This window comes from Cellulosimicrobium sp. BMG9.23 (assembly GCF_059159985.1).
Window position 1 is genome coordinate 17,698 of the sequence record NZ_JBZGBZ010000005.1, and the last position, 24,526, is coordinate 42,223.

The following is a 24,526-nucleotide window of genomic DNA, read 5'->3' on the forward strand; positions in this document are numbered from 1 at the left end:
GTGATTCTCGCACTGTCCGTCGGCGCGCCGTCCGACCGTCCGCCCGGTGACCGGCACGCCACGCCACCACGCGAGGTAGAACAGCAGGTCGCGACGTAGAACCCCGGGAGCTCTACGTCGCGACCTGCGGTTCTACCTCGGCGTCAGAGGACGAGCTCGGGCTGGAGCTTCGTCACGGTCCACATGCGCTGACGGCGCGCGGCGACGGTCGTCAGCGCGAGCGCCCCGGCCAGCACGACGGCGAGCACCGTGACGTCGCGCGCGACGGTCGCCAGGTTCCCTCCGTAGAGCAGCTGTCGCAGACCCTCGACGGCGTACGTCATGGGCAGGAACCGGTGCATCCCCTGGAGCGGCTGCGGGATCGTCTGCCACGGGAACGTGCCGCCCGCGGTGACGAGCTGGACCAGCATCAGCACGAGCCCGAGGAACTGGCCGGCGGCGCCGAGCCAGACGTTGAGCGCCTGGAGGATCGCGACGAACGTCGCGGACACGAGCACGAGGAACAGCACCGTGCCCACGCCGTGCACGGGGTCGATGTCGAGCGCGAACTTCGTCACCGTGAACATCGCCGCGACCTGCACGACGCCGATCGCGGCCGGGGTGAGCCATCCCCCGAGAGCCGTCGCGAGCCCCGAGCGCCCGGCCGCGAGGGCGCGGGTCGAGAGCGGCCGCACGAGGAGGAAGAGCACGTACGCGCCGATCCACGTCGCGAGCGAGAGGAAGAACGGCGCGAGCCCGCCGCCGTACGTGCCCGCCGAGGCGAGCGCCTCGTTCCGCACCGACACCGGGTCGCCGATCGTCTCGGCGGTGTCCTGCCGCGTCTGCTCGTCGAGGTCCGGCACCTGACCCAGGCCCTCCGCGAGCCCGTCGCGCAGCTGCGTCACCCCGTCGACCAGCTCGCCCGACCCGTCGCGCAGCCGGTCGAGCCCTTCGGCGAGCGACCCGGCGCCGTCGGACACCTGGGCGGTGCCGTCCGCGAGCCGCCCGACGCCGGCCACCAGGTCGGGGGTGGCCGCGGCGAGCTGCCCGGTCCCGTCGGCGAGACGGTCGGCGCCGTCGGCCGCGGACGCGATGCCGGCGGTGAGCTGCGGCGTCGCGGCGGCGAGCGTGCTCGCACCGTCGGACACCTGGCGCGACCCGTCGGCGAGGCGGTCGAGCTGCGCGGACGCGCCCTCGACCTGGTCGACCGCGCCCTGGACCTGCTCGCGCTGGGCGTCGAGGACCGGAGCGACCTGCGACTGCACGTCGGCGCGGACCGCGTCGGCCTGCTCCTGCATGAGGACGCCCTGGTCGACGAGCTCGCCGAGACGCTCGTCGAGCGCCGTCCCCACGTCGTCCCGGACCGTGTCGAGCGCCGGCAGCACCTGCGCGGCGGCGTCGGCGGCCTGCTGCCCGTACTGCGCGACCTGGGCGTTGCCGTCCGCGACCTGGGCCGCGCCGTCGGCGAGCTGTCGCGTCTGGTCGGGCAGCGACGCGGTGCGGTCCCGCAACGTGCCGAGGCCCGTCGCGAGCTGGTCCGCGCCGTCGTCGAGCTGCCCGGCCGCGGCCGCGAGCGGCCCAACGCTCGATCGCAGCGTCGCCGCGCCGTCGGCCGCCTGGGCTGCGCCGTCCGCGAGCGTGCGCGCGCCGTCGTCCGCGGTGACCAGGCCGTCCCGGAGCTCCGTCGACCCGTCGAGGAGCTGGTCCGCGCCGTCGACCGCGTCGGCGAGGTTCGTGTGGATGGACGCGAAGCCGCGCAGGAACTTGTCCGCCGCCTCCGTCCCGACCTGCGACGCGATCGAGTCGCGCACCGCCCCGACGATCTGGTCGGCGATCGTGCGCGCGAGGTAGTTGTTGGCGTCGTTCGTGACGAGCGTGAGGCTCGCCTGCTGCGGCTCGAACTGGCCAGCGGACGCGAGGTCCGCCGAGAACGTCGGGCCGATGACGAGCGCCGCGTCGTAGCGGCCGGAGCGCACGCCGTACTCGGCGTCCACCTGGGACGTCTCGACCCAGCCGAACCCGCCGTCGTCGAGGAGCTGGTCCGCGACGTCGCGCCCGAAGTCGCGCTCGACAGGCTCGCCGGTCGCTCCGCCAGTCGATCGATCGGTGGTGGTGGTGCCCTCGTCGAGCACGACGAGCGCGGCCGGGATTCCGTCGAGACGGCCGTAGGGGTCGTGGTTCGCGAAGAGGTAGAGCCCGGCGTAGAGCGTCGGGATGAGGGCCATCGCGAGGATCGCGAGGCGCGGCAGCGTGCCCGACGCGAGGCGTCGCAGCTCCGACAGGCCGAGGCGGACGGCGGTCATCGGGTCACCTCCGGTGCGGTGCGCAGCGCCACGACGGGCGGCACGGCGAACGAGCCGTGCGCGGGCGGGAGGTCGACGCCGAGGTCCCGCGCGGACGAGCGCGAGCACTGCACGAGCACGCCCAGGCCGGACGCGGCGAGCGTCTGCGCGACCTCCCACCATCCGGCCGGCTCGCCGCCGTGCCGGTCGGGCAGGGTGAGGACGAGGAACCGCACGCCCGCGCGCTCGGCCGCGAGCGCCGCGAGCAGCGCTGTACGCACGACGCCCGGCACCTGGTCGAGCCGGCGTCCTCGGTCGGCGACCAACGAGTGGTCGGCGAGCCACCGGGACACGTCCGTCGGGAGGCTGCGTCGCCCGGCGAGCGCCAGGCCCTCCGCGACGACGGCGGTGACGGTCAGCGCGTCGTCGGGCTCGCTCACGCCCGGCACGTCGACGACGGCGCTCACCGCGCGCAGGTCGGCGGCGCGCGCGGGCCCGGGCTCGGTGAGCGTCCCCGCGGACGAGCGTTCGAGGCGGACCTCGCCCGCGCTCGGAGCGAAGCGTCCGGTCGCCACGAGCGCGAGCGCGGTGTGCCCGTGGCCGGGCTCCCCCGCGACGAGCACCGCCTCGCCCGTGCGCCACTCCAGGTCCAGCGGCTCGAGCATCGGCTCGCGCCGCCCGTCGACGCGCACGCCGGCCAGGGTGATCTGCACCTCGGGACTTCCTTCCTGCGACGACGACACCGACCGGTGCGCCTCCGCCCGCCTGCGCCTCCGGGCCGTCCGGGCCGCGCGCCCGGGTGCCGTCCGCGGCGCTCGTTGACTTCCTGTCAACAAGAGTACGACCCCTATTGACTTCGAGTCAACAGCGGCGTAGAACGGTGCCATGACCTCCTCCCCCGCCACCGGGCACACCCCGCACAGCCGCACGCGGCGCGAGCCGGCCGACCGACGGCGCGAGCTCCTCGACGCCGCGGCCCGCCTCGCCGACGAGCAGGGCCTCGACGCCCTCACGCCCGCCGCCGTCGCGTCGGGCGCCGGGGCGTCCAGGGCCCTGGTCTTCCACTACTTCGGGTCCACGTCCGGGCTGCGCCGGGCTGTCGCGCTCGAGGCCGTCGCCGAGCTCGAGCGCGCGACCGTCTCGCCCGAGGACCGCCCCCTCGCCGAGCGCCCCGCACGCGCCGTCGCGGCCTTCCTCGACACCGTGGAGTCGCGCCGCCGGGTCTGGCAGGACCTGTGGCGCGGCACGCTCGGCGACGACCCGGCCACGCAGGAGGCCCTCGCCGCGGTCCGCTCAGGCCTCGTCCTGCGGATGACCACGACGGCCGCGACCGTCGGGGCCACGCCGACGCCGCGCTGGAACCTGCTCGTCGGCGGCTGGGTCGCTCTCGTCGAGAACGTCACCGCGGCCTGGCTCGGCGGTGGCGACCTCACGCGCACCGAGATCGAGCGGCTCGTGCTCGCGAGCACGGTCGTCCTCGTGCCTGAGCTCAGCGAGCCCGCGCGCGGCGCCGTGCTCGCCATCGCCCGCGCGAACTCGGGCTCGGCGGGCTAGCGTCGGACCCGGCGGCGGTCGTGCCCGCCGCGGTCGTCGAGAGCGGAGGCACCCTATGCGCGTGGTGGTCGTCGGGGCGAGCGGGAACGTCGGGTCAGCGGTGCTGCGCCGCCTCGCGGAGGAACCCGTCGTGACGTCCGTGGTCGCGGTCGCGCGGCGCGTGCCGCGCGCCGACGGGTCCAGCACCGTGCGCTTTCCCCACGACGTCGCGACCTGGCGTTACGCCGACGTCGCCGCGTCCGACGCCGACGAGCGGCTCGACGCGGCGTTCGCCGGTGCGGACGTCGTCGTGCACCTCGCGTGGGCGATCCAGCCCAGCCACGACCGGCGCTACCTGCGCCGCGTCAACGTCGAGGGGACGCGGCGGGTCGTCGCGGCCGTGCGCCGGTCGGGCGTGCAGCACCTCGTCGTCGCCTCGTCGGTCGGCGCCTACTCGCCCGCGCGCTACGCGGGCGAGGCGCGCGACACGCCCGTCACCGAGGACTGGCCGGTCGGCGGCGTCCCGGGTTCGTCGTACTCCGAGGACAAGGCCGCGGTCGAGGCGCTGCTCGACGACGTCGAACGCGAGACCGGGCTCGTCGTCTCGCGCGTGCGGTCGGCCCTCGTCTTCCAGCGCGACGCCGCCTCCGAGATCTCCCGGTACTTCCTCGGACCGCTCGGGACGCGCGTCCTGCGCCGCGAACCCCTGCCGACCGTGCCGCTCCCCGGCGGGCTCCGTCTCCAGGTCGTCCACGCCGACGACCTCGCCGACGCCTACGCGCGCATCGTCGTCGGGCGCCACCCGGGGCCGTTCAACGTCGCGCACCCGACCGTGCTCACCGCGCAGGACGTCGCCGACGTCGTCGCGGACGGCTCGTGGCGCGAGGTCCCGCTCGGCACGGCCCGCACGGCGCTCGCGGCGGCATGGCGCGCGCGGCTCGTCCCGGTCGGCGAGGGCTGGCTCGACATGGCGATGCGCGTCCCCGTGCTCGACATGACGTTCGCGAACGAGCTGCTCCGTTGGGCGCCGGTCCACGAGGCGAAGGACACGCTCGCCGAGCTCGTCACGGGCATCCGCGACGGCGCCGGCACGTCGACCCCGCCGCTCGCGCCGCGCTGACGGAGGACGCCTGCCCGTGCGGCGCTGACGCTGGGCGCCCGGACGCGCCGAACCCCGGGTTACCGGGCACTCAGGGACCTGAGCACCCGACAACCCGGGGTTCGGCAGGTGGGGCGACGGGCGTCAGCCCTCGAGCGAGGCGTCCAGCGTGATCGACTCGACGCCCGCGAGCGCCTTCGAGACCGGGCACGTCGCCTTGGCGGTCTCGGCCGCCTGCTGGAACCCGGCCTCGTCGATGCCCTCGACCTCACCGCGGACGGTGACGGCGATGGACGGGATCTTGAAGCCGCCGGCCGGGTCCGGGCCGAGCTCCACCTCGACCGTGACCTCGAGCGCCACGGGCGTCGCGCCGGCCTCGCCGAGCACGGCGGAGAGCTGCATCGCGAAGCACGACGAGTGCGCCGCGGCGATGAGCTCCTCCGGGCTGGTGACGCCGCCGGCGTCGTCGGCCGCGCGACGCGGGAACGAGACGTCGTACGTGCCGACCTTCGAGCTCGACAGCTCGACCTGGCCCTGGCCGTCCTGCAGGCCGCCGTTCCAGGCGGTGCGTGCGATACGAGTGGGCATGCGGGTGCTCCTTCGACGTCGAGGGTCCCGGGGACGCGCCCGGGCTCGTCCCGACCGTAACCCGGCTCCGCGCCGTCGGGCACCCTGGCCTGGTCAGGCAGGTGCCCGGACGGCGTGACGGCTCAGCCCAGCGTGCCCTTCGGGCGGTACACGATCGACGACGACCGGTTGTCCATCGACCCCATCGTCGCGCAGCTCGGCGTGCAGTTGCGACGGTCGCCGCCGTAGCTGTACGCGTCGTAGAACGTGCTCCAGCACCCCGCGACCGACTCGGCCGAGCTGATGACGTTGTTCTGGAGGAAGTTCGCCATGTTCGGGAAGCCGTAGGTCGACCCGGTGAAGCACCCGTTGCTGCTCTTGCCCCACAGGAGGGTCTGGCTGCCCCTGTAGTTGGCGTCACGGTGGATCAGGCCGAGCACGAGCGAGGACGCGGCGGCGGTGGTCCGAGCGTCGGCCATGGTCCCGGCCTCGGCCGTGCTGCGGGCGTTCGCCGCGTCCACGGCGGCGCGCACGCCGGCGCGGTCGTCCGCGGCCACGTCCTCGGCTGCCGGCACGGGGCTGCCGGTCACGTGGGCGAGCGCGTCCTCGAGCGTGCCGAAGCACTCGACGAGCGTCGGCGGGAGGAGCGACGGGTCCTGCCCCTCTACGACGGGTTGCGCCTGCGCGGTGCACACCTCGTCGGTCGGCGAGGCGGTGCCGGACCCCGGACGCTCCCACGTCTTCACGGTCAGGTCGGGTTCCGCGGCCGACGCCACGGCCGGGACGGCGAGGGCCACGGCGGCGCCCAGGACGGACGCGAGCGCGGCGGACAGGAAGCGGGACGGTCGTCGCTGCATGGTTTCTCCTTCTGCGTGGGCCACGCCCCCGGTGTGTCGCACCCGTGGACCTGACGCGGGAAGGGGCCTCCCACGGGACAGCGTCGTCCCGTGCCCCCGGGCGGCATCCTAGGTTCCGCCAGCCGTCCTGTCGCGACCGGGAGGACGCTGTCCCTGGGCAACCAGGGCGTCGGGAGGTTACCGTGCAACCGGGGGCAGCCGTCCGACCGGTCGGCGTCCACCCGCAGGACCCACTTACGCTCCCCTCCACCCACCGGTCCAGCCGGGGAAATGAGTGTCGATGAAGCACCGTTCTCTGCCCGTGTCCCTGACCGCGGCCGCCGCGGGGCTCGCGGTCGTCGCCGCGGCCGCCGTCCCGGCCGTCGCCGCCCCACCACCGGACGAGCCCGGCGGGCTGGCGGTCCAGCGGGACTCCGGGCTCGAGCCGCTCGACAAGGTCGCCCCGTCGCTCGCCTCCGCCGCCGGGACCGTGACGGCCTTCGTGCAGCTCGACGCGCCGTCGGGCGTCGACCTCGCCGCGCAGGGCGCGAGCCCGCGGGAGGTCGAGGACAACGCGGCCGAGGTCGCCACGCTCGCGGACGACGTCGTCCCGCAGCAGGCGACCGCGCGCAGCGCCGGTGCGCGCAGCCCGCAGCAGGTCTCGGTGACGAGCACGCTCGTCTCGGGGGTCGTCGTCACGGGCGACGCGGACCGCGTGCGCGACCTCGCGCGCGACGACAAGGTCGTCACGGTCTACCGGATCATCCCCAAGGAGCCCACGAACAAGGGCACCGACGTGTTCACGCGCGCGACCGAGACGTGGCAGAGCACGGGCCTCACGGGCGAGGGCGTGCGCATCGGCGTCATCGACACCGGCATCGACTACACGCACGCCGACTTCGGCGGCCCCGGCACGCAGGAGGCCTACGACGAGGCGTACGGTGAGCGCGGCGACGGCCCCGTCCCCGAGGGCACGTACGACGAGCTGAAGTACCTCGGCGGCCACGACTTCGCGGGCTACGACTACGACGCCTCCGGCACGGTCGAGGGCACGACGCTCGTGCCGACCCCCGACGAGAACCCCATCGACTCGCTCGACACGATCGGCTCGGGCCACGGCTCGCACGTCGCCGGCACCGCCGCCGGCTACGGCGTCACGGCCGACGGCACGACCTTCGACGGCGACTACTCGACGCTGACCGACCTCTCCGACTGGAAGGTCGGGCCCGGCTCGGCGCCGGAGGCCGGCGTGTACGCGCTCAAGGTGTTCGGCGACCTCGGGGGATCCACGAGCGTCGTCGTCGACGCGCTCGAGTGGGCGGCCGACCCGAACCAGGACGGCGACCTGTCCGACCGCCTCGACATCGTCAACCTCTCCCTCGGCTCGGCCGGCTCCCCCGCCGACGACCCGGAGAACCTCTTCATCGACCAGCTCTCGCGCCTCGGCACGCTGTCCGTCAACTCGGCGGGCAACTCCGGGGACGTGACCGACGTCGGCGGCTCGCCGGGCAACTCGCGCACGGCCCTCACGGTGGCGAACTCCGTGGGGAACACGCAGACCTTCGATGCCGTCGAGGTCGTCGAGCCCGCAGAGCTCGTCGGGACGTACGCGGCGCAGAACTCGGTCGAGTACCGCGGCGCGGAGGACGTGACCGCACCGGTCGCGTTCGTCGCCGCCGACTTCTCCGGCTGCACGGCGTACACGCCCGAGCAGGCCGCGGCGGTCGCCGGGAAGATCGCGTTCCTCTTCTGGGACGACTCGGACGCGACGCGCGAGTGCGGCAGCGCCGCACGCTTCAACAACGCCGAGGCGGCAGGTGCGGTGGGCGTGCTCCTCTCGTCCGAGCTGCAGTCGTTCGTCGCCGGGATCGCGGGCAACCAGGGCATCCCCGGTGCCCAGCTCACCGGCCCGAGCCACGCGGCGCTCCGACCGGCGATCGAGGCGGGCACCGTCGTCATGACGATCGGCCCGTCGTACGCGATGGCGTCGTTCGTCGAGATCCCCGAGATCGCGGACACGCTGAACAGCGGGTCGTCGCGCGGGGTCCACGGCTCGCTCGGCGTCGTCAAGCCCGACGTCGCGGCGCCGGGCACCGGCATCGCCTCCGCGGCCTCGGGTCGCCTCGACGGCGCGGGCATCAAGTCGGGGACGTCCATGTCGGCCCCGCACGTCGCGGGCATCGCGGCGCTCGTCAAGCAGGCCCAGCCCGGCTGGGGACCGCAGGAGATTAAGACGTCCGTCATGAACACCGCGACGCACGACGTGTTCACGGGCCCGACCGGCACCGGTACGGCCTACGGCCCGGAGCGCGTCGGGTCCGGGCGCGTGGACGCGCTCGAGGCGGTCGGCAACACGACGCTCGCCTACGCCTCGCAGGCCTCCGACCTCGTGTCCGTCGCGTTCGGCGTCGTCGACGTCGGAGAGACGACGGTGACGAAGCGCCAGGCCGTCACCGTGCGCAACACGGGTGATGCCGCGGTCACGTACGCGACCGGCTTCACGCCGTCGAGCACGGCCGGCGGCGCGACCGTCACCGTGGCCCCCGCGACGGTCACCGTCCCGGCCGGGCAGCAGACGGTCGTCACCGTGACCCTCACCGCGGACCCGGCGACGCTCGAGAAGGAGCTCGACCCGACGTCGTCGCCCGACTCCGGCGTCGGCGTCCCGCGCGACTTCGTGTCCTCGGTGAGCGGACGGGTGGTGCTCACGCCGACCGACGGCAGCAGCGAGCTCCGCGTGCCGGTGCAGGCGTCGCCGCGGCTCGTCAGCGACCTCACGGCCAAGCCGGTCACCTTCGGTGCACAGGCCGACACCGCCGAGCTCGACCTCGACGGCCGGGGCGTCGCCTCGGGCGGCTGGTTCTCGCTGCTCGCGCCGTTCGAGCTCAAGGCGACGAGCCCACGGCTCGAGGCCGACGCGTCGGAGGGCACGTCGGCGACGGCCATCGCCTCGACGGACATCCGCGCGGTCGGGTTCTCCTCGACGGCGCCGCAGGTGGCGGCCGCCGGTGGGGACCCCGCGGACGGGGTCGTGGGCATCGGCGTCGCGGTCGACGGCCCGTGGGCGAGCCTCGGCTCGGTCGCGAGCCCCTCGGTCGAGGTCGACGTCGACTCCGACGGGTCCTCGGACTTCGAGGTCTCGGTGCTCAAGTACAACGACGAGACCGACCTCACCCTCGCGGCGACGTTCACCCTCAAGGACTGGACGGCGCCCGACGGCACGGAGTACCAGGCCGGCGACAACATCGACCTCCAGCCGGTGAACTCGCTGTGGGGCGACGTCGACACCTCGGTGTTCGACAACAACGTCGTCGTCATCCCGGTGGGCATCGGCTCGCTCGGGATCGAGGAGGGCACCGTCCCGACGTTCCAGGTGCGGACCTACTCGCCGTACGCGTCCGGCGAGGAGGGCCAGCTCGTCGACGCCACGGACACGTTCACGGGCGACCCGTACGACCCCGCCTACTGGTTCGAGGGCGAGGACGAGCTGGTGTACCTCGGCGCGGACGACGCCCCGCTCACGGTGCACCGGTCGGAGGCCGCCGCGGAGGAGGGCAGCGGACAGCTCCTGCTGCTCCACCTGCACAACGCGACACCGGGCAAGCGGTGGCAGACCGTGGACGTCACGACGTCCGACGCCGCCGTCGACGTCGCGGTGACCGCCGAGGCCCGCTGCCTCGCGGGCAAGGCCTACGTGGCCGTCCGCGTGCTCAACGAGTCCGGCGCACGGGCGGACGTCGCGGTCACCACGCCGTACGGCGACCGGACGTTCAACAACGTCAAGGAGGGCAAGAACGCCTACCAGGCGTTCGCCGTCCGCGACACGTCGGTCGAGGCGGGGTCCGTGACCGTGGACGCCACGGCCGAGATCGACGAGGTCGAGGTGACCACGTCGTACGACGCCGAGTACGAGGCGCTGAGCTGCTCGTAGGCGTCACCGCACGACCACGGCGAGGGCCGTCACCCGCAGGGGTGGCGGCCCTCGCCGCGTCCGCCCCGCGCCCTCGTGTCCGCCGTGCCGAGCCAGGCAGCACGCCGAACCCCGGGTTACGAGCCGATCGAGACGTCGATCGGCAGATAACCCGGGGTTCGGCGTGGAAGGTGCGCCGCGGTCGACGGGCGCCGCCTCAGACGCGCGCGCCGAGTCCCTGGAGCTCGAGGACGAGGCCCTTGATCGCCGCGGCGGGGATCTGCGCGTCGTCGGAGGCGACGAGCCCCGCGATCGACGCGGGGACCTCCGCGTCCGAGCACAGGACCAACGGTGTGTCCGCCGACGACGTCGGCAGGCGGCCGTGCGAGCCCTTCACGTACGACGCGTCGAGCGGGACCGTGCTCATCGCGTACCGCAGGCCGACCTTCTTCTTCACCAGGTTGAGACCCGCCTTGGCCTTGGCGAGCGGGTCGGCCGGGTCGAAGAACAGCTCGGCGGGGTCGTAGCCGGGCTTGCGGTGGATGTCGACGCCGCGCGCGTACTCGGGCGCTCGGTCGTCGTCGAGCCAGAAGTAGTACGTGAACCACGCGCCGGGCTCGGCCACGACGACGAGCTCGCCCGACCGCTCGTGGTCGAGCCCGTAGCGGGCCTGCGCCTCGCGGTCGAGGACCTCGTCGACGCCGGGCACCGCGCGGAGCAGGTCGGCGACCTTCCGCTGCAGCGCGGTGTCCTGCGGGTCGCCGAGATAGACGTGCGCGACCTGGTGGTCCGCGACCGCGAACGCGCGCGACGCCCACGGGTCGAGCTGCTCCTTGCCGTCCTGGACGTAGACCTCGAGGAGGCCCTCACGCCGCAGGATGCGGTTGAGGTGCACCGGGCGGTCGACGTCGGCGATGCCGTACTCGGACACCACGAGCACCGTGACGCCCTGGTTCGCGCAGTCGTCGAGCAGCGGGGCGAGCGCCGCGTCGAGCTCGGCCGCCGCGGCATGGGACCTCGGGTCGTTCGGCCCGAACCGCTGCAGGTCGTAGTCGAGGTGCGGGACGTACGTCATGGTGAGGTCCGGCGCGTGGGTGCGCAGGACGTGCCGCGTCGCGTCGACGATCCAGCGCGAGGAGGCGATGGACGCCGTCGGGCCCCAGTACGTGAAGAGCGGGAACTCGCCGAGCCGCTCGACGAGGTCGTCGTGCAGCGCCGGCGGGCGGACGTAGGCGTCGGGCGACTTGCGGCCGTCGGCGTGGTAGATGGGGCGCGGCGTGATCGTGACGTCCGTCGACATGCCCATCGCGTACCACCAGCACACGTTGGCGCTGCTGTAGCCGGAGCGCGCCGACCGCGCCGCCTCCCAGAGCTTCTCCCCCTCGACGAGCCGGTTGTGCTGACGCCACAGGTAGACGTCGCCGAGCTCGCGGAAGTACCAGCCGTTCCCGACGATCCCGTGCTGCGCCGGGCTCAAGCCCGTGAGCATCGTGGACTGCACCGAGCACGTCACCGCGGGCAGGACGGTCCGCAGCTCGGACTGCCATCCTCCGGCGGCGAGCTGGCGCAGTCGCGGCATGTGCGCGAGGGCGGTCGACGTGAGCCCGACGACGTCGAGCAGCAGCACGGGCTTCATGCGGTCCTCCTGGTCGTTCCTTCGGTGCCGAACACGGGCTTGTCCACCGTTTCGGACGGATTCCGGTGGGCATCCCCGTGCTCGGCGGTGGATGTCCCCGTGGTCGGGCCGAGCTCGCGTACTGCCCAGCGCAGCTCGGCCGCGATGCCCGCGACGAGCGAGTCGGTCGCGGCGCCCTCGGGCAGCACGGACCACGTGTACGTCTCGACGTCGAGGTGCGCCTCCTCGCCGTGCGGCGCCTCCCGCACCGCCGCGACCGCGGCGCGCAGCACGTCCGTCGTCGCCGCGAGCGGCGCCTCGGGCTCGTGGTGCAGCGGCACGTGGAAGTGCACGCGCCACGGCCCCTCCCCCGGCAGCGCGGGCCCGACGGCGCCCTCCACCTCGTGTGCGGGAGCGGCGTCCTCCTCGTGCCCGACGACGTCGCGCGCCCCGGGTGCGGGGGTGTCGCCCAGCGCGTCGGGCAGGTCGTCCGCGGGCAGCACGGTGCCGTCGGCGGCGAGCTCGCGCACCTGGTGGATGTAGCGCTTCTCGGCGAACCGGCCCACGGCGGTCCTGGACGCCGCGTCCGCAGGGTCGTCCAGGTGCAGCGCGGCCGACGCCTGGACCTTGACCACGCGCAGACCCGCGTCGGTGATCCGCCGGACCGCCCCCGCAGGGTCCGCGAACGACACCGCCAGGTGGCACGTGTCGAGGCACACGCCGACGTGCTCGGGGTCGATATGCCGCTCGACGGGCAGGTCCGTGCCGGTCCGCGCCGCGAGCCATGTCACGACGTCCTCCACCGTGTCGAGCACGCAGCCCGGCTCGGGCTCGACCGCGACCCGCACGACCTTGCCCGTGCGCTCGCGGAGGTCCCGGAGCCCCGCCGAGAGCTCGGCGAACGCCCGGGTCGCCGCGTCGTCGTCGGCCGCGGACCACGGCTCACGCCAGGCCAGCGGGAGGGTCGAGATCGACCCGTCGACGCCGTCGGGGAGCAGGTCCGCGAGGACCTCCGCGCACTCGAGCGTGTACGCGAGCCGCTCGGGGTCGGCCCACGTCGGCGTGTACACGTCGAGCTTGACGACGTCGGCGTGGAACCCGCCGTACGGGAACGCGTTGAGCGTGTGGACCTGGAGGCGGTGCTCGGCCAGAGCCGCGCGCAGCCGGTCACGGTCCCCGGGCGACCCGGCGAGCCGGTGCGCGAGGACAGCGGGGAGCCAGAGCCCGACGCCGAGGACGTCGAGACCCGCGGCCTGGCGCACGGGCGCGGCGTAGCGCGCGAGCTGGTCGAGGACGCCGTCGAGGTCCTCGGCGGGGTGGACGTTGGTGCAGTAGGACAGGAGCATGTCAGGCCCGCGCGCCGCGCAGGACGGACGAGCCCTCGAACTCGACGCCGGGCGTCGGGAGCTCCCCGGCCGTGAACCCGGGGACCGGGTCGAGCACGAGGTTGCCCGACTGCCCGTAGAACTCCACGGGGTTGCGCCACAGGACCTTGTCGACGTCGTCCTCGGTGAACCCCGCCGCGAGCATCGCGTGCCCGGTCTTGAGCGTCTTGAGCGGGTCGGAGCGCCCCCAGTCCGCGGCGGAGTTCACGATCATCCGCTCGGTCCCGTGCTCCTGGAGGATCGCGACCATCCGGTCCTCGTCCATCTTCGTGTCCGGGTAGATGGAGAAACCGGCCCACGCCCCGGCGTCGAGCACGAGCGCGACGTTGGTCTCGTTGAGGTGGTCCACGAGCACGTGCTCCGACGGCAGCCGCGACTCGCGCACGACGTCGAGCGTGCGCCGCGTGCCCGCAAGCTTGTCGCGGTGCGGCGTGTGCACGAGGACGGGCAGCTCGACGGAGCGCGCCATCTGGAGCTGGCGCGCGAACACCTCGTCCTCCTCGGGCGTCATCGAGTCGTACCCCACCTCGCCGACGGCGACCACACCGTCCTTGAGCAGGTAGCGCGGGATCTCGTCGAGCACCTCGCGGCAGCGCGGGTCGTTCGCCTCCTTGGGGTTGAGGGCGATCGTCGCGTGGTGCCGGATGCCGAACTGCGCGGCCCGGAACCTCTCCCAGCCGAGCAGCGAGTCGAAGTAGTCGAGGAACGACCCGACGTTCGTGCGCGGCTGCCCGAGCCAGAACGCGGGCTCGACGAGCGCCCGCACGCCCGCGGCGTACATCGCCTCGTAGTCGTCCGTCGTGCGGCTCGTCATGTGGATGTGGGGGTCGAAGATGCGCATCAGGCGCTCCTTCCGGTGGGGGACGACGTGCCGGGGGCGGTCTGGTCGGGCCGGGTCGGGCCGGGGGTGACGTCGGGCGCGAGGCGCGCGACGTCGTCGGGCACGGCGCGCCCTGCCGCCCGGCGCTCGGCGGCGAAGTCGCGGGCCATGCGCGCGAGCTCGTCGTCGGCGCGGTCGTCGAGGCCGGCGACGGCGTCGAGGCTCACGCCCATGAACACGAGCTTGAGGACGGCGTGGCGCCACGCGTGCTGGTCGAGGTGCGCGGCCGCGAACGGGCCGACGGCCGCGGCGACGAGGCTCTGGTCATTGGTGCGCAGCGCGTCCGCCGCCAGGTCGCGGCCCACGTCCACGACCTCCGGCGCGAGCTCGCCGCGCGACGCGAGGGCGTCGAGGCCGCGCAGCACACCGCGCCGCTCGGCGGTGTCGCCGTGCTGGTAGAGGTCCGCGAGCCGCGCCGCGAACGCCGGCGACTGACCGGGGCCGAGCGCGTCCGCGAGCGCCACGACGAGCGCGGCCCGCGCGGCGTCGTCGACGGTCCCGTGCAGGATCCCGGCCGGGTCGTCGTCCGGCCGTCGCGCCCCGCGCCCGACCTTGCGCCCGGCCAGGGCGAACGCCCGGGTCAGGGAGCCGGGGTCGCGCCCGACGGCGGCGCACGCCTCGGCGAGCCAGAGGTCGCCCGGGCTCTCGGCCGGGTCGACGCGGGTGAGGTCCTCGGTCATGACACCTCCGTCACGGTGCTGGGGTGGTGGTGGGATGCCGCCCGGAGCGCCGTCATGCTGCGGTGCGCGAGGCCGGGCGCGTCGTAGGAGTGGCGCGGCAGCTCGACCGCCGCGACACCGGTGTACCCGACGTCCGCGAGCGTCGCGAGCACGAGGGGCAGGTCGATCTCGCCCTCGCCGAACGGGCGGTGCTCGTGGTGCGTCGACGGCATGTCGTCGAGCTGGACGTTCGCGAGGTACGGCGCGGCGGCGCGCAGCGCGCCCTCGACCCCATCGGGCTCGACGACGAGGCAATGACCCACGTCGACCGTGATGCCCAGGCCGGGAGGGTCGCCGAGGTCCTCGCGCAGCCGCAGCGCGTCGGCGACCGTCTCGACGAGCATCCCGGGCTCCGGCTCGAGCGAGAGCCGCACGCCCAGGCCGTGGGCGTGCTCGACCAGGGCGGGGAGCCGGCTGCGCAGGCGGTCCCACCCCTCGGCCGGGGACGCGTCGTCGGGCAGGACGCCGGAGAAGAACGAGACGCACTCCGCGTCGAGGCCCGCCGCGATCTCGACGGCCCGCTCGAGGAACCGCAGGCGCGGCTCGGCCTCGGCGTCGACGAGCGTCGGGCGGTGCTTGCGGTACGGGTCGAGGAGGAAGCGCGTGCCCGTCTCGACGACGACGCGCATCCCCGCGCCGTCGTGCAGGCCCGCGAGGCGCGACCGCAGGGCGTCGACGCGGTCACCCCAACCCGGTGCGAACGGGTCGAGGTGCGGGAATCCCAGGGTGAGCGCGACCGCGTCGTAGCCCTCGTGGTCGAGGACCGTGAGCACGTCGTCGAGCGGGTGGTCGGTGAAGCCGTTCGTGCCGTACCCGAGGGCGAACGGGAGCGCCCCCTGCCCGACGCCGCGGCCCGGCTCGTCCCCGGCGCTCACGTCTCGCTCATCTCGGCCCGGCCGGGACGCCGTCCCGCGCGCCGGAGCAGCCGGCCGGCGACCTCCACGGCGGCGAGCACCCCGACGGACGCGAGGCTGCCGCCGCGGGCCGCCCAGGCCGCCTGGAGCGGCACCATCGCGCGGATCCCGGCCTTGGTCGCGGCGAACGCGTTGGCCGCGGACGGCGTCAGCGCGGCGTCCGTCTGGCGCGGCAGGCACGTCGCGACGTACGCCCCCGCGGCGGCGACCGTCGCGGCACGGGCGGCACGAGCGGCACGAGCGGCACGGTCGCCACCGTCCGGGCGGCCACCTCGCAGCGCGCCCGCGGTGACGGCCCCGGCCACCGCGAGCGTGCCGCCCGCGACGGCCGCGGCGAGGGGCGTCGTCGTGCCGTGGACCTCGCCGCGCGAGAGCACGGTGACGCCCGCGGTGTGCGCGGCGAGCGCCGTCGCGGCGGGCAGCGCCGCACGCAGGTGCCCGACGCCCGCGCCGAGCAGGACGTCGAGGCCGCGGCACGCCGCCATGACGACCGGGCCGACAGGACGGTCCTTGGCGACCGTGTCGTAGGTCCACACGCTCGCGGCGAGCGGCACGGCGACGGCGAGCGCGCGGCGTCCGCCGCCGACGGCGGCGAGCCCGATCCCCGCGGCGGTGAGGCCCGTCGCGACCTGGAGCGCGCGGCGCGGCGTGACGCGGCCCGACGGGATGGGTCGCTCGGGCCGCTCGAGCGCGTCGAGGTGCCGGTCGGCGTAGTCGTTGAGCGCCATGCCGCCCGCGTACAGGCACGCGGACGCGAGCGGCAGCAGAGCGCGACGGGGGGTGATGCGGTGCCCGGCGGCTGCCGCGCCGGCGAGCGTGTCGCCGACGACGGACAGGACGGCAGGGGCTCGGACGAGGTCGAGGTGGTCGCGCAGGGTGGGGCTGGTCGGCAGGCTGGTCGGCAGGCTGGTCGGCAGGCTGGTCGGCACGGTCACGCCCGGTCGTCGGGCGCGACGACGTCGCCCGTCGCGCCGGGCGTCCCCGCCCTCCCGACGACGCGGGCACCGGCGTCGCGCACCCAGTCGGCGAGCGCGACGGTCTGCGTCGCGAAGTCGTGCACGTCGCTGCCCCACGGGTCCTTGAAGAAGAACCCGAGCTCGGGCACCGGGCCCGCGCAGCCGGCGGCGTCCGCGAGCGCGAGGAGGCGCGCGAGGTCGAGCACGAGCGGCGCGGCGAGCATCGAGTCGTACGCGGACCACGTCGTCTGCAGCGTGAGGCGCGAGCCGAGGAACCCCTCGACGTGCACGTGGTCCCACGCGACCTTGATGTCGCCGAGGTCGGGCACGTTGTCGATGTGCAGCGGGGTGACCTCGCTGCCCGTGAGGTCCTGGAGGCCGCGCGTCTTCGACGCGAGCTTGCTGCGGACGGCCTCGGGGTCGGCGAGCGTCGCGCCGTCACCGCCGCCGAGCAGGTTCGCACCCGCCCACGAGAGCACGCGCAGGCCGCGCGCAGCGAACGCGGGCGCCAAGATCGTGCGGAGCCACGTCTGGCCGGTCTTGCCGTCCTGGCCCGCGACGGGCACGCCCCGCTCGCGCGCGAGCTCCACGAGGACGGGCAGGTCCATGCTCGCCGACGGCGTGAAGCCGGCGTAGGGCGCGCCCGCGAGCAGCGCCGCGTACGCGACGACCGAGCTGGGGGGCAGGACGGCGCGATCCGGGTCGGCAAGTGCGGCCTCGAGGAGGGCGCGGTCCGTGAACTCGGGCGCGGGATCAGGCAGCGGCTCGGTCGACGCGAGGTCGACGACGACCACCCGGGCGAGCCCGTTGCGCTCGCGGAAGTCGGTGATGTCGGCCGCGAGGCGCTCGGCTGCGACCTGCTGGGACTCTCGCGGACCCTGCGCGAGGACGCCCGGGCGCGCGTCGTACCCGTGGCGCACCTCGGCGTCGGCCCGCTCCAGCGCGGCGTGGGTCGCGGCGAGCAGGCGCGGCGGGACCATGCCGGCCTCGACGAGCAGCTCGGCGTGCTTCGCCATGGAGACGTCGGTGATGTCGTGCCCGCCGACGACGAGGTCCGCGAAGGCGGGGAGCGGCGCGGAGGCGAACGGCTCCTGCGCGGTCACGCACCCGGTGGGCGCGGCGCGGCCGTCGACGATCGCGGCGAGGCCGAGGACCGCGGTGGTCGCCACCGACCCGCGCGCCCCGACGAGCCACAGTCCGGTCCGACCAGAGGCGTTGTGGTGCATCGTTGCTCCCGTTCCGTCGGCCGCACGCCGGGGCGCGGACCGAAGTGTCGCGGCGGTGGCTTCACTGCCACCGCAGGCCGATGCCCGCAGCACACGGGGAGCGTGCCCGAGGCGACGGCCTGCTGCGACCCTAGCCACACTTTTGTCGGTGGTCAATCAAAAGCGGTGCGGTTCTGATCGCACTGGGCAGAACGTGTGACAAAAGACGTCGGCCCTTCCGGCCCCACACCGAGCCCTCACGCCGAGGCTCGCCGCGTACCAGCCGCCCAGGAGCGTGCCGAACACGGGGTCAGCCACCGTATCTCGTCGAATCCGGTGGCCGATCCCGTGCTCGGCGGTGGACGATCCCGTGTTCGGCGGCGGGTCAGGGGGCGGTGGCGAAGTCGAGCTGCTCGTCCGCGACGGCGAGCACCGACCACGTGTTCCCCTCCGCGTCAGTCAGCTCGTAGGCCGGGACGAGCACCGCCGCCCGGTCCGGCTGGTGCTGGACGGCGGCGCCGAGCTGTGCGTCGGTGATCGTCACGTCGGTCACGGGCCACGCGAACCGGCTGCCCTCGGCGACGGTCGGCGGGACCGTAGGGATCTCGATCTCCTCGGGGGCGATCCCGATCTCGGGGACCGCCGTCCCGACGTCCTGGCGCGCCCACGCGATCGGGCCACCGCCCGAGAACCGCGGGTCGCCGAGCCGCTCGACCGCCGCGGCCGGGCTCACGACGTCGTACGTGCCGAGCGGCACGCGCGGGGCGAGCGAGCCGTACAGCGACGACATGCCCGCGCCGGAGAACGTCGCACCCCACGCGACGCCCGTGCGCCGGCCGTCCACGACCTCGTGCGCCGAGACCGTGGTGGCGCGCGGCGCACCCTGGTCCGCGGGCTGCGCCTCCGCGACGACCTCGAACGCGCCGGCGTCCAGGCCCAGCTCGCCGAGCACCTCGCGCAGCTGCGCGACCGCGTCGTCCCCGCTCGGCGGCGCGCCGTGGTCCTGCTCGACGCACGCGCCCGGTTCCGCCGACGGCGACATGGCGCCGTCGTCGGTGGAGCCGCCCTCCTCCGCGGGCATCGGCGTCACGACGACGCAGCCCCACGGGTCCTTCGTCGGGTCGTTGAACGACACGCTCGCGAGACCGTCGGGCTGGATCGAGACCTGCGGCCCGGTCCAGTCGCTCGACCCGACGGCGTACGCGCCGTGCTCCTCGCGGACCTCACCCTCGACGCCGAGGACGTCGGCGACGCGGCGCGCCGTCTCCTCCGAGAACACGGACTGCGCGTCATAGGCCCAGGCGTCGGCACGCCCGCCCTCGGTCGCCAGCCCGTCCTGGTGGAAGACGCTCCGGCCGCCCCAGCCGCCGTACGCCAGGTCGGCGGTGGCGCGGGACGACGGGCCGACCAGGGTCTCCGCAGCGACGCCCCCCGCCGCGTCGGCCGCAGCCTGCTCCTGCGCCGGGACGGGTGCCCCGAGCTGGATCGGGGCGAGCGCAGAGCTGGCCGCCTGCTCGTCCGACGTGCTCCCCGCACCCGTCCCGGCGCCGAGCGCGTAGCCGCCACCGCCCACCACGAGCACCCCCGCGACAGCGGCGGCGACGAGCAGCGGCGCACGACGGCGGCGGCGCGCGGCGAGCTCGTCCGGCACCACCGGGGGCTCGACGACGGGCGCCGCGGCACGGTCCGTGCCGTCGGCGCCATCGATGCCGGCGAACGCCTCGGGTGCGCGCTCGCGGACCGCCGCCTCGATCACGGCGAGGTCGGGCGTCTCGTCGGCGGCCGGGTCCGCGGCCCGCAGCCGCTCCAGGGCGACGTCGGTCCCGACCGGCCCGGAGACGTCGTCGGTCCCGACCGGCCCGGAGCGGTCGACCGGTTCCGCGCCGTCCACCGGCTCCGGGGCACCGGTCCGGTCGGCCGGTGCCGAGGTCGGCTCGTCAGGGGTGTTCGTGGTCATGTCGACTCCAAGAGGGCTCCAGGTACGGCGCCAGGGACGCGGGTCCGACGTTTGCGTCGTCCACCGGGCTTGTGTCGTCAGGCGCCCGTCTCTTGCGGGGCGCGCGCCGCGGGGGCCGCGGCGCCGTCCCACGCGGCGCGCAACCGGGCCCGGGCGCGCGAGAGCGCGGCGTCCGCCCCGCCGCGAGACACCCCGAGCACGGCCGCCAGCTCGTCGCCCGTCAGCCCTTCCCACGCATGGAGCAGCAAGATCCGCCGGTCGCGCGCCGACAGGGCGACAAGCGCGCGCCGCACCTCGTCGTCCTGCACCACGACGTGCTCGACGTCGGCGCCCGCGTCGGTCTCCTCCGGCACGTCGGCGACGGGGACTGCGCGAGCCTTGCGCCGGTGGTTGGCCAGCACGAAGCCGGCGGTCCGGTACAGCCAGGGCAGCTCGGCGCCGTCGGGCACGACCTCGCGACGACGCCACGCCGTCGCGAGCACCTCGGCTGCGAGGTCCTCGGCGTCGGGGCCCACGGCGCCCTGACCGGTCGGCAGGCGGCGCCGGAAGTAGCGGTACAGGGCGCCCGAGTGCGCGCCGAAGAGCACGGCGAACCAGGCCGCATCATGCGGCACGCCGTGCGGCACGCCGTGCGACGGGTCGAGCGGCAGGCGCTCGCGCGCGGCACCGGACGTCGCGTCGGGCGTCTCGTCGGTCGTCACGGCGGCTCCTGTGTCGTCGGGCGGTCGCCCGCGGTCGGCGGACGGTCGTCAACCGCTCTGTGTCGCGGGGCGAGAGGTCCTTGCACGACGGCGTCGTCGTCTCCCCACGAGCACCCGGAGCCGGCCGGGGAACGGGCATCTGCCCGCCCCGGAGCGGCCGGAGGATCACCCGCTCCGGGCACGATCCTGCCACCCACGACGCCCTACGCTGAGGACCATGAGCGCCGCCGACGCCGCCGGTGGGGCGGATCACCAGGAGATCGCGCCGGAGAGCCCGCGACGCCGCCGGGGCCGCTGGGGCCTCTGGGTGGGCTGGTCGCTCGTCGCGCTCGGCGTCCTTCTCCTCGTCGGTGCCGCGCTCCTCGTCCGTGACGCCCTCACCGCGCGGGACGCGCTCGAGAGCGCGGTGGCCGAGGTCCCCACCGCGGAGGAGGCGCTGCGCGCCGGAGACGTCGAGACCGCGTCCGCGATCCTCGCCGACGTCCAGCCGCTCACCGCGACCGCGCGCGCGAGCACCGACGGGTTCCTCTGGGCGCTCGCCGCCCACCTGCCCGTCGTCGGGCAGGACGTGCGCGCCTTCTCGGCGTCCGCGGCGACGGTCGACGACCTCGCCACCGACGTCCTCCCCTCGCTGGCCCAGGTGCTCTCCGTCGTCGAGGGGGATGCGATCGCGATCACCGACGGCGCAGTCGACCTCGCGCCGCTCGAGGAGGCGGCCCCGCTGGCGGCCCGTGCGGCCGCCGCGTTCGACGACATCGACGCGCGCCACGCGCAGGTGGACCGCACCGCCCTGCACGCGGAGGTCGCGGAGCCGTACGACCGGCTCGTCGCCGCGGCCGACGAGCTGCGCCCGCTCGTGCGCACCACCGACCGCGTCACGACGCTCGGCCCGGCGATGCTCGGCGCCGACGGCCCGCGCCGCTACCTCGTCCTCGCGCTCAACAACGCGGAGCTGCGCGCTGCCGGCGGCATCACCGGCGCGCTCGCCGTGCTCACGGTCGACGACGGCCGGGTCGCCCTCGAGCGCCAGGCCTCGACCTCCGACGTGCCGCCGTTCGCCGAGCCGGTCCTGCCGCTCGACCCGGGTGTCGAGCAGCTCTACTCCGACCGCGTGGGGCGCTTCGTCCAGGACACGACGCTCACGCCCGACTTCCCGACGACGGCCGCGCTCTCCGCCGCGATGTGGGAACGGGCCCAGGGCGAGCGCGTGGACGGGGTCGTCGCGACCGATCCCGTCGCCCTGTCCTACCTCCTCGAGTCGACGGGACCCGTCGACGTGGCGGGCACGACCGTGGACTCGACGACCGTGGTCCGCACCCTGCTCTCGGACGCCTACGCGCAGCTCGAGCCCGGCCCGGCGACCGACGAGTTCTTCGCCACGGTCGCCTCGTCGGTCCTCAGCACGTTCCTCGGCGGCAGCGCGGACCCTGCGACGGCTCTCGATGCCGTCGGGCGTGCCGCGGACGAGCACCGCCTGATGCTGTGGTCGGCCCACGCCGACGAGCAGGAGAGCCTCGCGGGCACAGTCGTGGCCGGAGACGTCGACACCGCGGACCGGGCAACGCGCTCCGTCGGGGTGTTCCTCAACGACGGCACCGGCGGGAAGATGGGCTACTACCTCGACACCGCGGTCCGGCACACGGGGAGCCGCTGCACCGCCGACGGTCGCGTCGACACGTTCGCGGCCGACCTGACCTCGACCGCCCCCGCAGACGCCGGGACGAGCCTGCCGTGGTACGTGACAGGTGGGGGGATCTACGGCGTCGAGCCGGGCGTCACCCGGACGTTCGTCGTGCTGTACACGCCGCGCGGCCGGACCGTCACGGACGTCCGACGGGACGACCGGTCGGCGCCGGGCCAGCCCGGGACCGTCGGCGACCGCGCCGCCGTGTCGGTCATGGTGGACCTGGCGCCCGGCGAGACCACGACGCTCACGTTCGCGACGACGTCGCCCCCCGACGACGACGCGCCCGACCCCTCGCCCGGCCTCCTCGACGTGTGGTCGACGCCGACGGCACGCACGCCAGGGCTGCAGACCGTCGAGGTCCCGGTCTGCGGCTGACCACCGTCCCCGGGTGAATTCTCGTCACGGACCGGTAACGATGCCCGGCGGCAATCTTTTTCACCCGGACGATCGTCCAACTCGAAGCACCGACGTCGATACTGTGGCCGCATCCCGACTCTTCGGGAGGGCTGCCGGGGCGGCCGCGGCCAGGTATCAGCGCCGCTGCTCGCCGGCTCCCTCCTTCCAGCACCGCACACCTCCTGAGACCGAGACGAGGAAGCCATGAGCAGCTCGAGAGGGTCGCGCACCGCGGTCCGCACACTCGCCGCCACCGCAGCCGTCGGCGTCGCCGTGCTGCTGGCCGCGCCGTCGGCGCACGCCGACGACTCGTACGTCCCGCCCGAGCCCACGATCGACCTCTCGGTCCTCTCGCCCGTCTGCGACGGCGACGTGCCGTACCTCCAGTACGCGGTCGACGTCACGGGCACGGAGAGCAACACCGTCACCATCACGTGGCAGAACCCCACCGGCGACGACGTCGTCCAGTCCGAGCTGCCGCTCAGCGGTCGTGTCATCTGGCCGGGCGCGGTCGTCGGCCCGGACGGGCGCGGCGCCGACTGGCCCGGCTGGCGCCTCGAGGGTGGCGAGTGGGTCGTGGGCGACGAGTTCGACTGGGTCCGCCCGTCGGTCGAGGTCCTCTTCGAGGTCAACCCCGAGACCGTCGTGACGGTGGACTACCCGCCGTCCTCGCCGGACTGCGCGACGAACCCTCCCGGCGAGGAAGACCCGCCGCCCGCCCAGCAGGTGTCGAACCCCGGCACGTCGGCGTCGAGCGACGCGCCCGGTCTTGCCGACACGGGCGCGACGGTCGGCCTGTACGCGGCGATCGCCGGTGGTCTCGCGATCGTCGGCGCCGCGATCCTGCTGCTGACGCGCCGGGCCCGCAGGAGCTGACCGGCTCGCCCGGGCCTCCGCCCGGGCAGCCCCACGACGACGGGCTCCGCACCTCGCGAGGTGCGGAGCCCGTCGTCGTGCCGTCGTCGGGCCGTCGTCGTGCCGTCGTCGGGCGGCGGCCCTCAGGCCGCGGGCCAGGACCCGGCGGCAAGGCGCGACCCGAGCCCTTCGAAGGCCCAGCGGTCGACGACGAGCACCGGCCCGGCGGGGGCGTCGTCGACGTACCACTGCAGCTGCTCGGCCGTGCGCACCTCGGTCCCGGAGCCGTCGACGCACGACAGCGTCCAGCGGGTCAGCGTCGCGGGCGTGCCGCCCACGACCGCCTCGGACTCCTCGGCCGCCGCGACGGGCCGCGCCGTGAGCGCGTCCGCGCCCGGGCACGTCGCGTCGTCGGGGACGTGGGCGGCGGCGGGGTCGACGCCGTCGAGCGCGGGTCCGGTGAGGATGTCGAAGCTCGGGCACACGGCATCCTCCGGGCAGCCCCCGGCGCGCACCTGCGTCACGCCGTCGTCCGGCTGGATCACGGACCAGTACTCCGCGGCGGGGAGCGTGAGCGGGCCGACCGGGACCTGACCGCCGTGCTGCGCGTGGTCGCCGTGCTCCGCGTGGTCCTCGCCCGCGCCCGCGGGGCCGGACCCGCCGGCGTCGGACGTCTCCGCACCGGGCGTCTCCACGGGCGGTGCGCCGTCCGGTCCGCTACCCGCACCGGCGCCACCCGTGCAGGACGCGAGGAGCCCGACGGCGAGCGCGACCGCGAGGACGTGACCGGACCGGGCCGCTGCACCCGGCTGGGGCGGCCGCGTCGCGGCCCCCTCCGTCCTCGGGTGTGCGGGTCGTCCGACGGACGAGGGACGAGGGGTGCCGCGACGCAGGTGCACGGTGACTTGCCTTTCACGATCGGAGCGACCCCGTAGCCCACTGGGGAGGGCGGCGGGGTGACCTCGACGGTCCGTCCACGCTAGCGAGCGCGGCGGAGCGCCGAGATCGGGGAGATCCACACGGGTCGACGGCCGCGGGTACGGGTTTCCC

Annotated in this window: 19 protein-coding genes; 5 read left to right on the forward strand and 14 right to left on the reverse strand. The window is 75.0% G+C overall.

The window, feature by feature from the left end; translation table 11 throughout:
* Nucleotides 1-143: 143 nt before the first annotated feature.
* Together AC4H2G_RS08870 and AC4H2G_RS08875 are read right to left on the reverse strand one after the other, a co-directional pair.
* Nucleotides 144-2,282, reverse strand: coding sequence for a YhgE/Pip family protein (locus AC4H2G_RS08870; RefSeq protein WP_494365397.1), 2,139 nt, complete (start codon nt 2,280-2,282; stop codon nt 144-146).
* On the reverse strand, nt 2,279-2,974 hold the full coding sequence (locus AC4H2G_RS08875; protein ID WP_494365398.1) for a hypothetical protein: 696 nt from the start codon (nt 2,972-2,974) through the stop codon (nt 2,279-2,281). The genes AC4H2G_RS08870 and AC4H2G_RS08875 overlap by 4 nt, the downstream gene beginning before the upstream one ends.
* 172 nt (nt 2,975-3,146) lie before the next feature.
* On the opposite strand from AC4H2G_RS08875, the gene AC4H2G_RS08880 reads away from it, so the two are divergent.
* Nucleotides 3,147-3,815: a TetR/AcrR family transcriptional regulator gene (locus AC4H2G_RS08880; protein WP_494365399.1), complete on the forward strand. Its 669-nt coding sequence runs from the start codon at nt 3,147-3,149 to the stop codon at nt 3,813-3,815.
* 55 nt (nt 3,816-3,870) lie between these two features.
* Entirely contained in the window at nt 3,871-4,914 is a 1,044-nt protein-coding gene (locus AC4H2G_RS08885) for an NAD-dependent epimerase/dehydratase family protein (RefSeq protein ID WP_494365400.1), read from the forward strand.
* A 123-nt stretch (nt 4,915-5,037) separates the two neighbouring features.
* On the opposite strand, the gene AC4H2G_RS08890 is transcribed toward AC4H2G_RS08885, so the two are convergent.
* Together AC4H2G_RS08890 and AC4H2G_RS08895 are read right to left on the reverse strand one after the other, a co-directional pair.
* The gene (locus AC4H2G_RS08890; protein WP_494365401.1) at nt 5,038-5,481 is read right to left on the reverse strand and encodes an OsmC family peroxiredoxin; all 444 of its coding nucleotides are present in this window, start codon (nt 5,479-5,481) and stop codon (nt 5,038-5,040) included.
* Nucleotides 5,482-5,603: 122 nt separating this feature from the next.
* Complete coding sequence (locus tag AC4H2G_RS08895; protein ID WP_494365402.1) at nt 5,604-6,317, reverse strand: hypothetical protein; 714 nt, start codon at nt 6,315-6,317, stop codon at nt 5,604-5,606.
* A 280-nt stretch (nt 6,318-6,597) separates the two neighbouring features.
* Here AC4H2G_RS08895 and AC4H2G_RS08900 point away from each other — a divergent pair, with 280 nt between their 5' ends.
* Nucleotides 6,598-10,227: a S8 family peptidase gene (locus AC4H2G_RS08900; protein WP_494365403.1), complete on the forward strand. Its 3,630-nt coding sequence runs from the start codon at nt 6,598-6,600 to the stop codon at nt 10,225-10,227.
* Between the two features lie 196 nt (nt 10,228-10,423).
* Here the strand turns inward: AC4H2G_RS08900 and AC4H2G_RS08905 are convergent, their stop codons facing one another.
* From AC4H2G_RS08905 to AC4H2G_RS08945, 9 genes are all read right to left on the reverse strand, one after another.
* The gene (locus AC4H2G_RS08905) at nt 10,424-11,842 is read right to left on the reverse strand and encodes an alkaline phosphatase family protein (protein ID WP_494365404.1); all 1,419 of its coding nucleotides are present in this window, start codon (nt 11,840-11,842) and stop codon (nt 10,424-10,426) included.
* Nucleotides 11,839-13,167 (reverse strand): metabolite traffic protein EboE, encoded by a 1,329-nt coding sequence (gene eboE / locus AC4H2G_RS08910; protein ID WP_494365405.1) that lies wholly within the window; start codon nt 13,165-13,167, stop codon nt 11,839-11,841. The genes AC4H2G_RS08905 and eboE overlap by 4 nt, the downstream gene beginning before the upstream one ends.
* A gap of 1 nt (nt 13,168) precedes the next feature.
* On the reverse strand, nt 13,169-14,047 hold the full coding sequence (locus tag AC4H2G_RS08915) for a TatD family hydrolase (RefSeq protein ID WP_494365406.1): 879 nt from the start codon (nt 14,045-14,047) through the stop codon (nt 13,169-13,171).
* Complete coding sequence (locus tag AC4H2G_RS08920) at nt 14,047-14,766, reverse strand: EboA domain-containing protein (protein WP_494365407.1); 720 nt, start codon at nt 14,764-14,766, stop codon at nt 14,047-14,049. The genes AC4H2G_RS08915 and AC4H2G_RS08920 overlap by 1 nt, the downstream gene beginning before the upstream one ends.
* Nucleotides 14,763-15,680 carry a sugar phosphate isomerase/epimerase family protein gene (locus AC4H2G_RS08925; RefSeq protein WP_494365408.1) on the reverse strand — a complete coding sequence of 306 codons (918 nt, stop codon included), beginning with the start codon at nt 15,678-15,680 and terminating at the stop codon, nt 14,763-14,765. The genes AC4H2G_RS08920 and AC4H2G_RS08925 overlap by 4 nt, the downstream gene beginning before the upstream one ends.
* Nucleotides 15,677-16,654: an SCO3242 family prenyltransferase gene (locus tag AC4H2G_RS08930; RefSeq protein ID WP_494365409.1), complete on the reverse strand. Its 978-nt coding sequence runs from the start codon at nt 16,652-16,654 to the stop codon at nt 15,677-15,679. Before AC4H2G_RS08930 ends, AC4H2G_RS08925 begins: the two co-directional genes overlap by 4 nt.
* Nucleotides 16,651-17,901 carry an inositol-3-phosphate synthase gene (locus AC4H2G_RS08935; RefSeq protein WP_494365410.1) on the reverse strand — a complete coding sequence of 417 codons (1,251 nt, stop codon included), beginning with the start codon at nt 17,899-17,901 and terminating at the stop codon, nt 16,651-16,653. Before AC4H2G_RS08935 ends, AC4H2G_RS08930 begins: the two co-directional genes overlap by 4 nt.
* A gap of 364 nt (nt 17,902-18,265) precedes the next feature.
* Complete coding sequence (locus AC4H2G_RS08940; RefSeq protein WP_494365411.1) at nt 18,266-19,837, reverse strand: hypothetical protein; 1,572 nt, start codon at nt 19,835-19,837, stop codon at nt 18,266-18,268.
* A gap of 77 nt (nt 19,838-19,914) precedes the next feature.
* A complete protein-coding gene (locus AC4H2G_RS08945; RefSeq protein WP_494365412.1) occupies nt 19,915-20,538 on the reverse strand; it encodes an RNA polymerase sigma factor in 624 nt (207 codons plus the stop codon).
* Nucleotides 20,539-20,755: 217 nt separating this feature from the next.
* Between AC4H2G_RS08945 and AC4H2G_RS08950 the strand changes: the two genes are divergently transcribed.
* Nucleotides 20,756-22,600 carry a DUF4012 domain-containing protein gene (locus tag AC4H2G_RS08950; protein WP_494365413.1) on the forward strand — a complete coding sequence of 615 codons (1,845 nt, stop codon included), beginning with the start codon at nt 20,756-20,758 and terminating at the stop codon, nt 22,598-22,600.
* Nucleotides 22,601-22,825: 225 nt separating this feature from the next.
* Nucleotides 22,826-23,497, forward strand: coding sequence for a peptidase (locus tag AC4H2G_RS08955; protein WP_494365414.1), 672 nt, complete (start codon nt 22,826-22,828; stop codon nt 23,495-23,497).
* 122 nt (nt 23,498-23,619) lie between these two features.
* Here the strand turns inward: AC4H2G_RS08955 and AC4H2G_RS08960 are convergent, their stop codons facing one another.
* Nucleotides 23,620-24,171 carry a hypothetical protein gene (locus AC4H2G_RS08960; protein WP_494365415.1) on the reverse strand — a complete coding sequence of 184 codons (552 nt, stop codon included), beginning with the start codon at nt 24,169-24,171 and terminating at the stop codon, nt 23,620-23,622.
* Nucleotides 24,172-24,526 lie beyond the last annotated feature (355 nt).

Bases quoted from the DNA above. Each gene is read 5' to 3' on its own strand.
- AC4H2G_RS08895 (WP_494365402.1), bottom strand. From the start codon at position 6,317: ATGCAGCGACGACCGTCCCGCTTCCTGTCCGCCGCGCTCGCGTCCGTC.
- AC4H2G_RS08950 (WP_494365413.1), top strand. From the start codon at position 20,756: ATGAGCGCCGCCGACGCCGCCGGTGGGGCGGATCACCAGGAGATCGCG.
- AC4H2G_RS08900 (WP_494365403.1), top strand. From the start codon at position 6,598: ATGAAGCACCGTTCTCTGCCCGTGTCCCTGACCGCGGCCGCCGCGGGG.
- AC4H2G_RS08885 (WP_494365400.1), top strand. From the start codon at position 3,871: ATGCGCGTGGTGGTCGTCGGGGCGAGCGGGAACGTCGGGTCAGCGGTG.
- AC4H2G_RS08870 (WP_494365397.1), bottom strand. From the start codon at position 2,282: ATGACCGCCGTCCGCCTCGGCCTGTCGGAGCTGCGACGCCTCGCGTCG.
- AC4H2G_RS08935 (WP_494365410.1), bottom strand. From the start codon at position 17,901: ATGCACCACAACGCCTCTGGTCGGACCGGACTGTGGCTCGTCGGGGCG.
- AC4H2G_RS08915 (WP_494365406.1), bottom strand. From the start codon at position 14,047: ATGCGCATCTTCGACCCCCACATCCACATGACGAGCCGCACGACGGAC.
- AC4H2G_RS08880 (WP_494365399.1), top strand. From the start codon at position 3,147: ATGACCTCCTCCCCCGCCACCGGGCACACCCCGCACAGCCGCACGCGG.
- AC4H2G_RS08905 (WP_494365404.1), bottom strand. From the start codon at position 11,842: ATGAAGCCCGTGCTGCTGCTCGACGTCGTCGGGCTCACGTCGACCGCC.
- AC4H2G_RS08920 (WP_494365407.1), bottom strand. From the start codon at position 14,766: ATGACCGAGGACCTCACCCGCGTCGACCCGGCCGAGAGCCCGGGCGAC.
- AC4H2G_RS08890 (WP_494365401.1), bottom strand. From the start codon at position 5,481: ATGCCCACTCGTATCGCACGCACCGCCTGGAACGGCGGCCTGCAGGAC.
- eboE (WP_494365405.1), bottom strand. From the start codon at position 13,167: ATGCTCCTGTCCTACTGCACCAACGTCCACCCCGCCGAGGACCTCGAC.
- AC4H2G_RS08940 (WP_494365411.1), bottom strand. From the start codon at position 19,837: ATGACCACGAACACCCCTGACGAGCCGACCTCGGCACCGGCCGACCGG.
- AC4H2G_RS08955 (WP_494365414.1), top strand. From the start codon at position 22,826: ATGAGCAGCTCGAGAGGGTCGCGCACCGCGGTCCGCACACTCGCCGCC.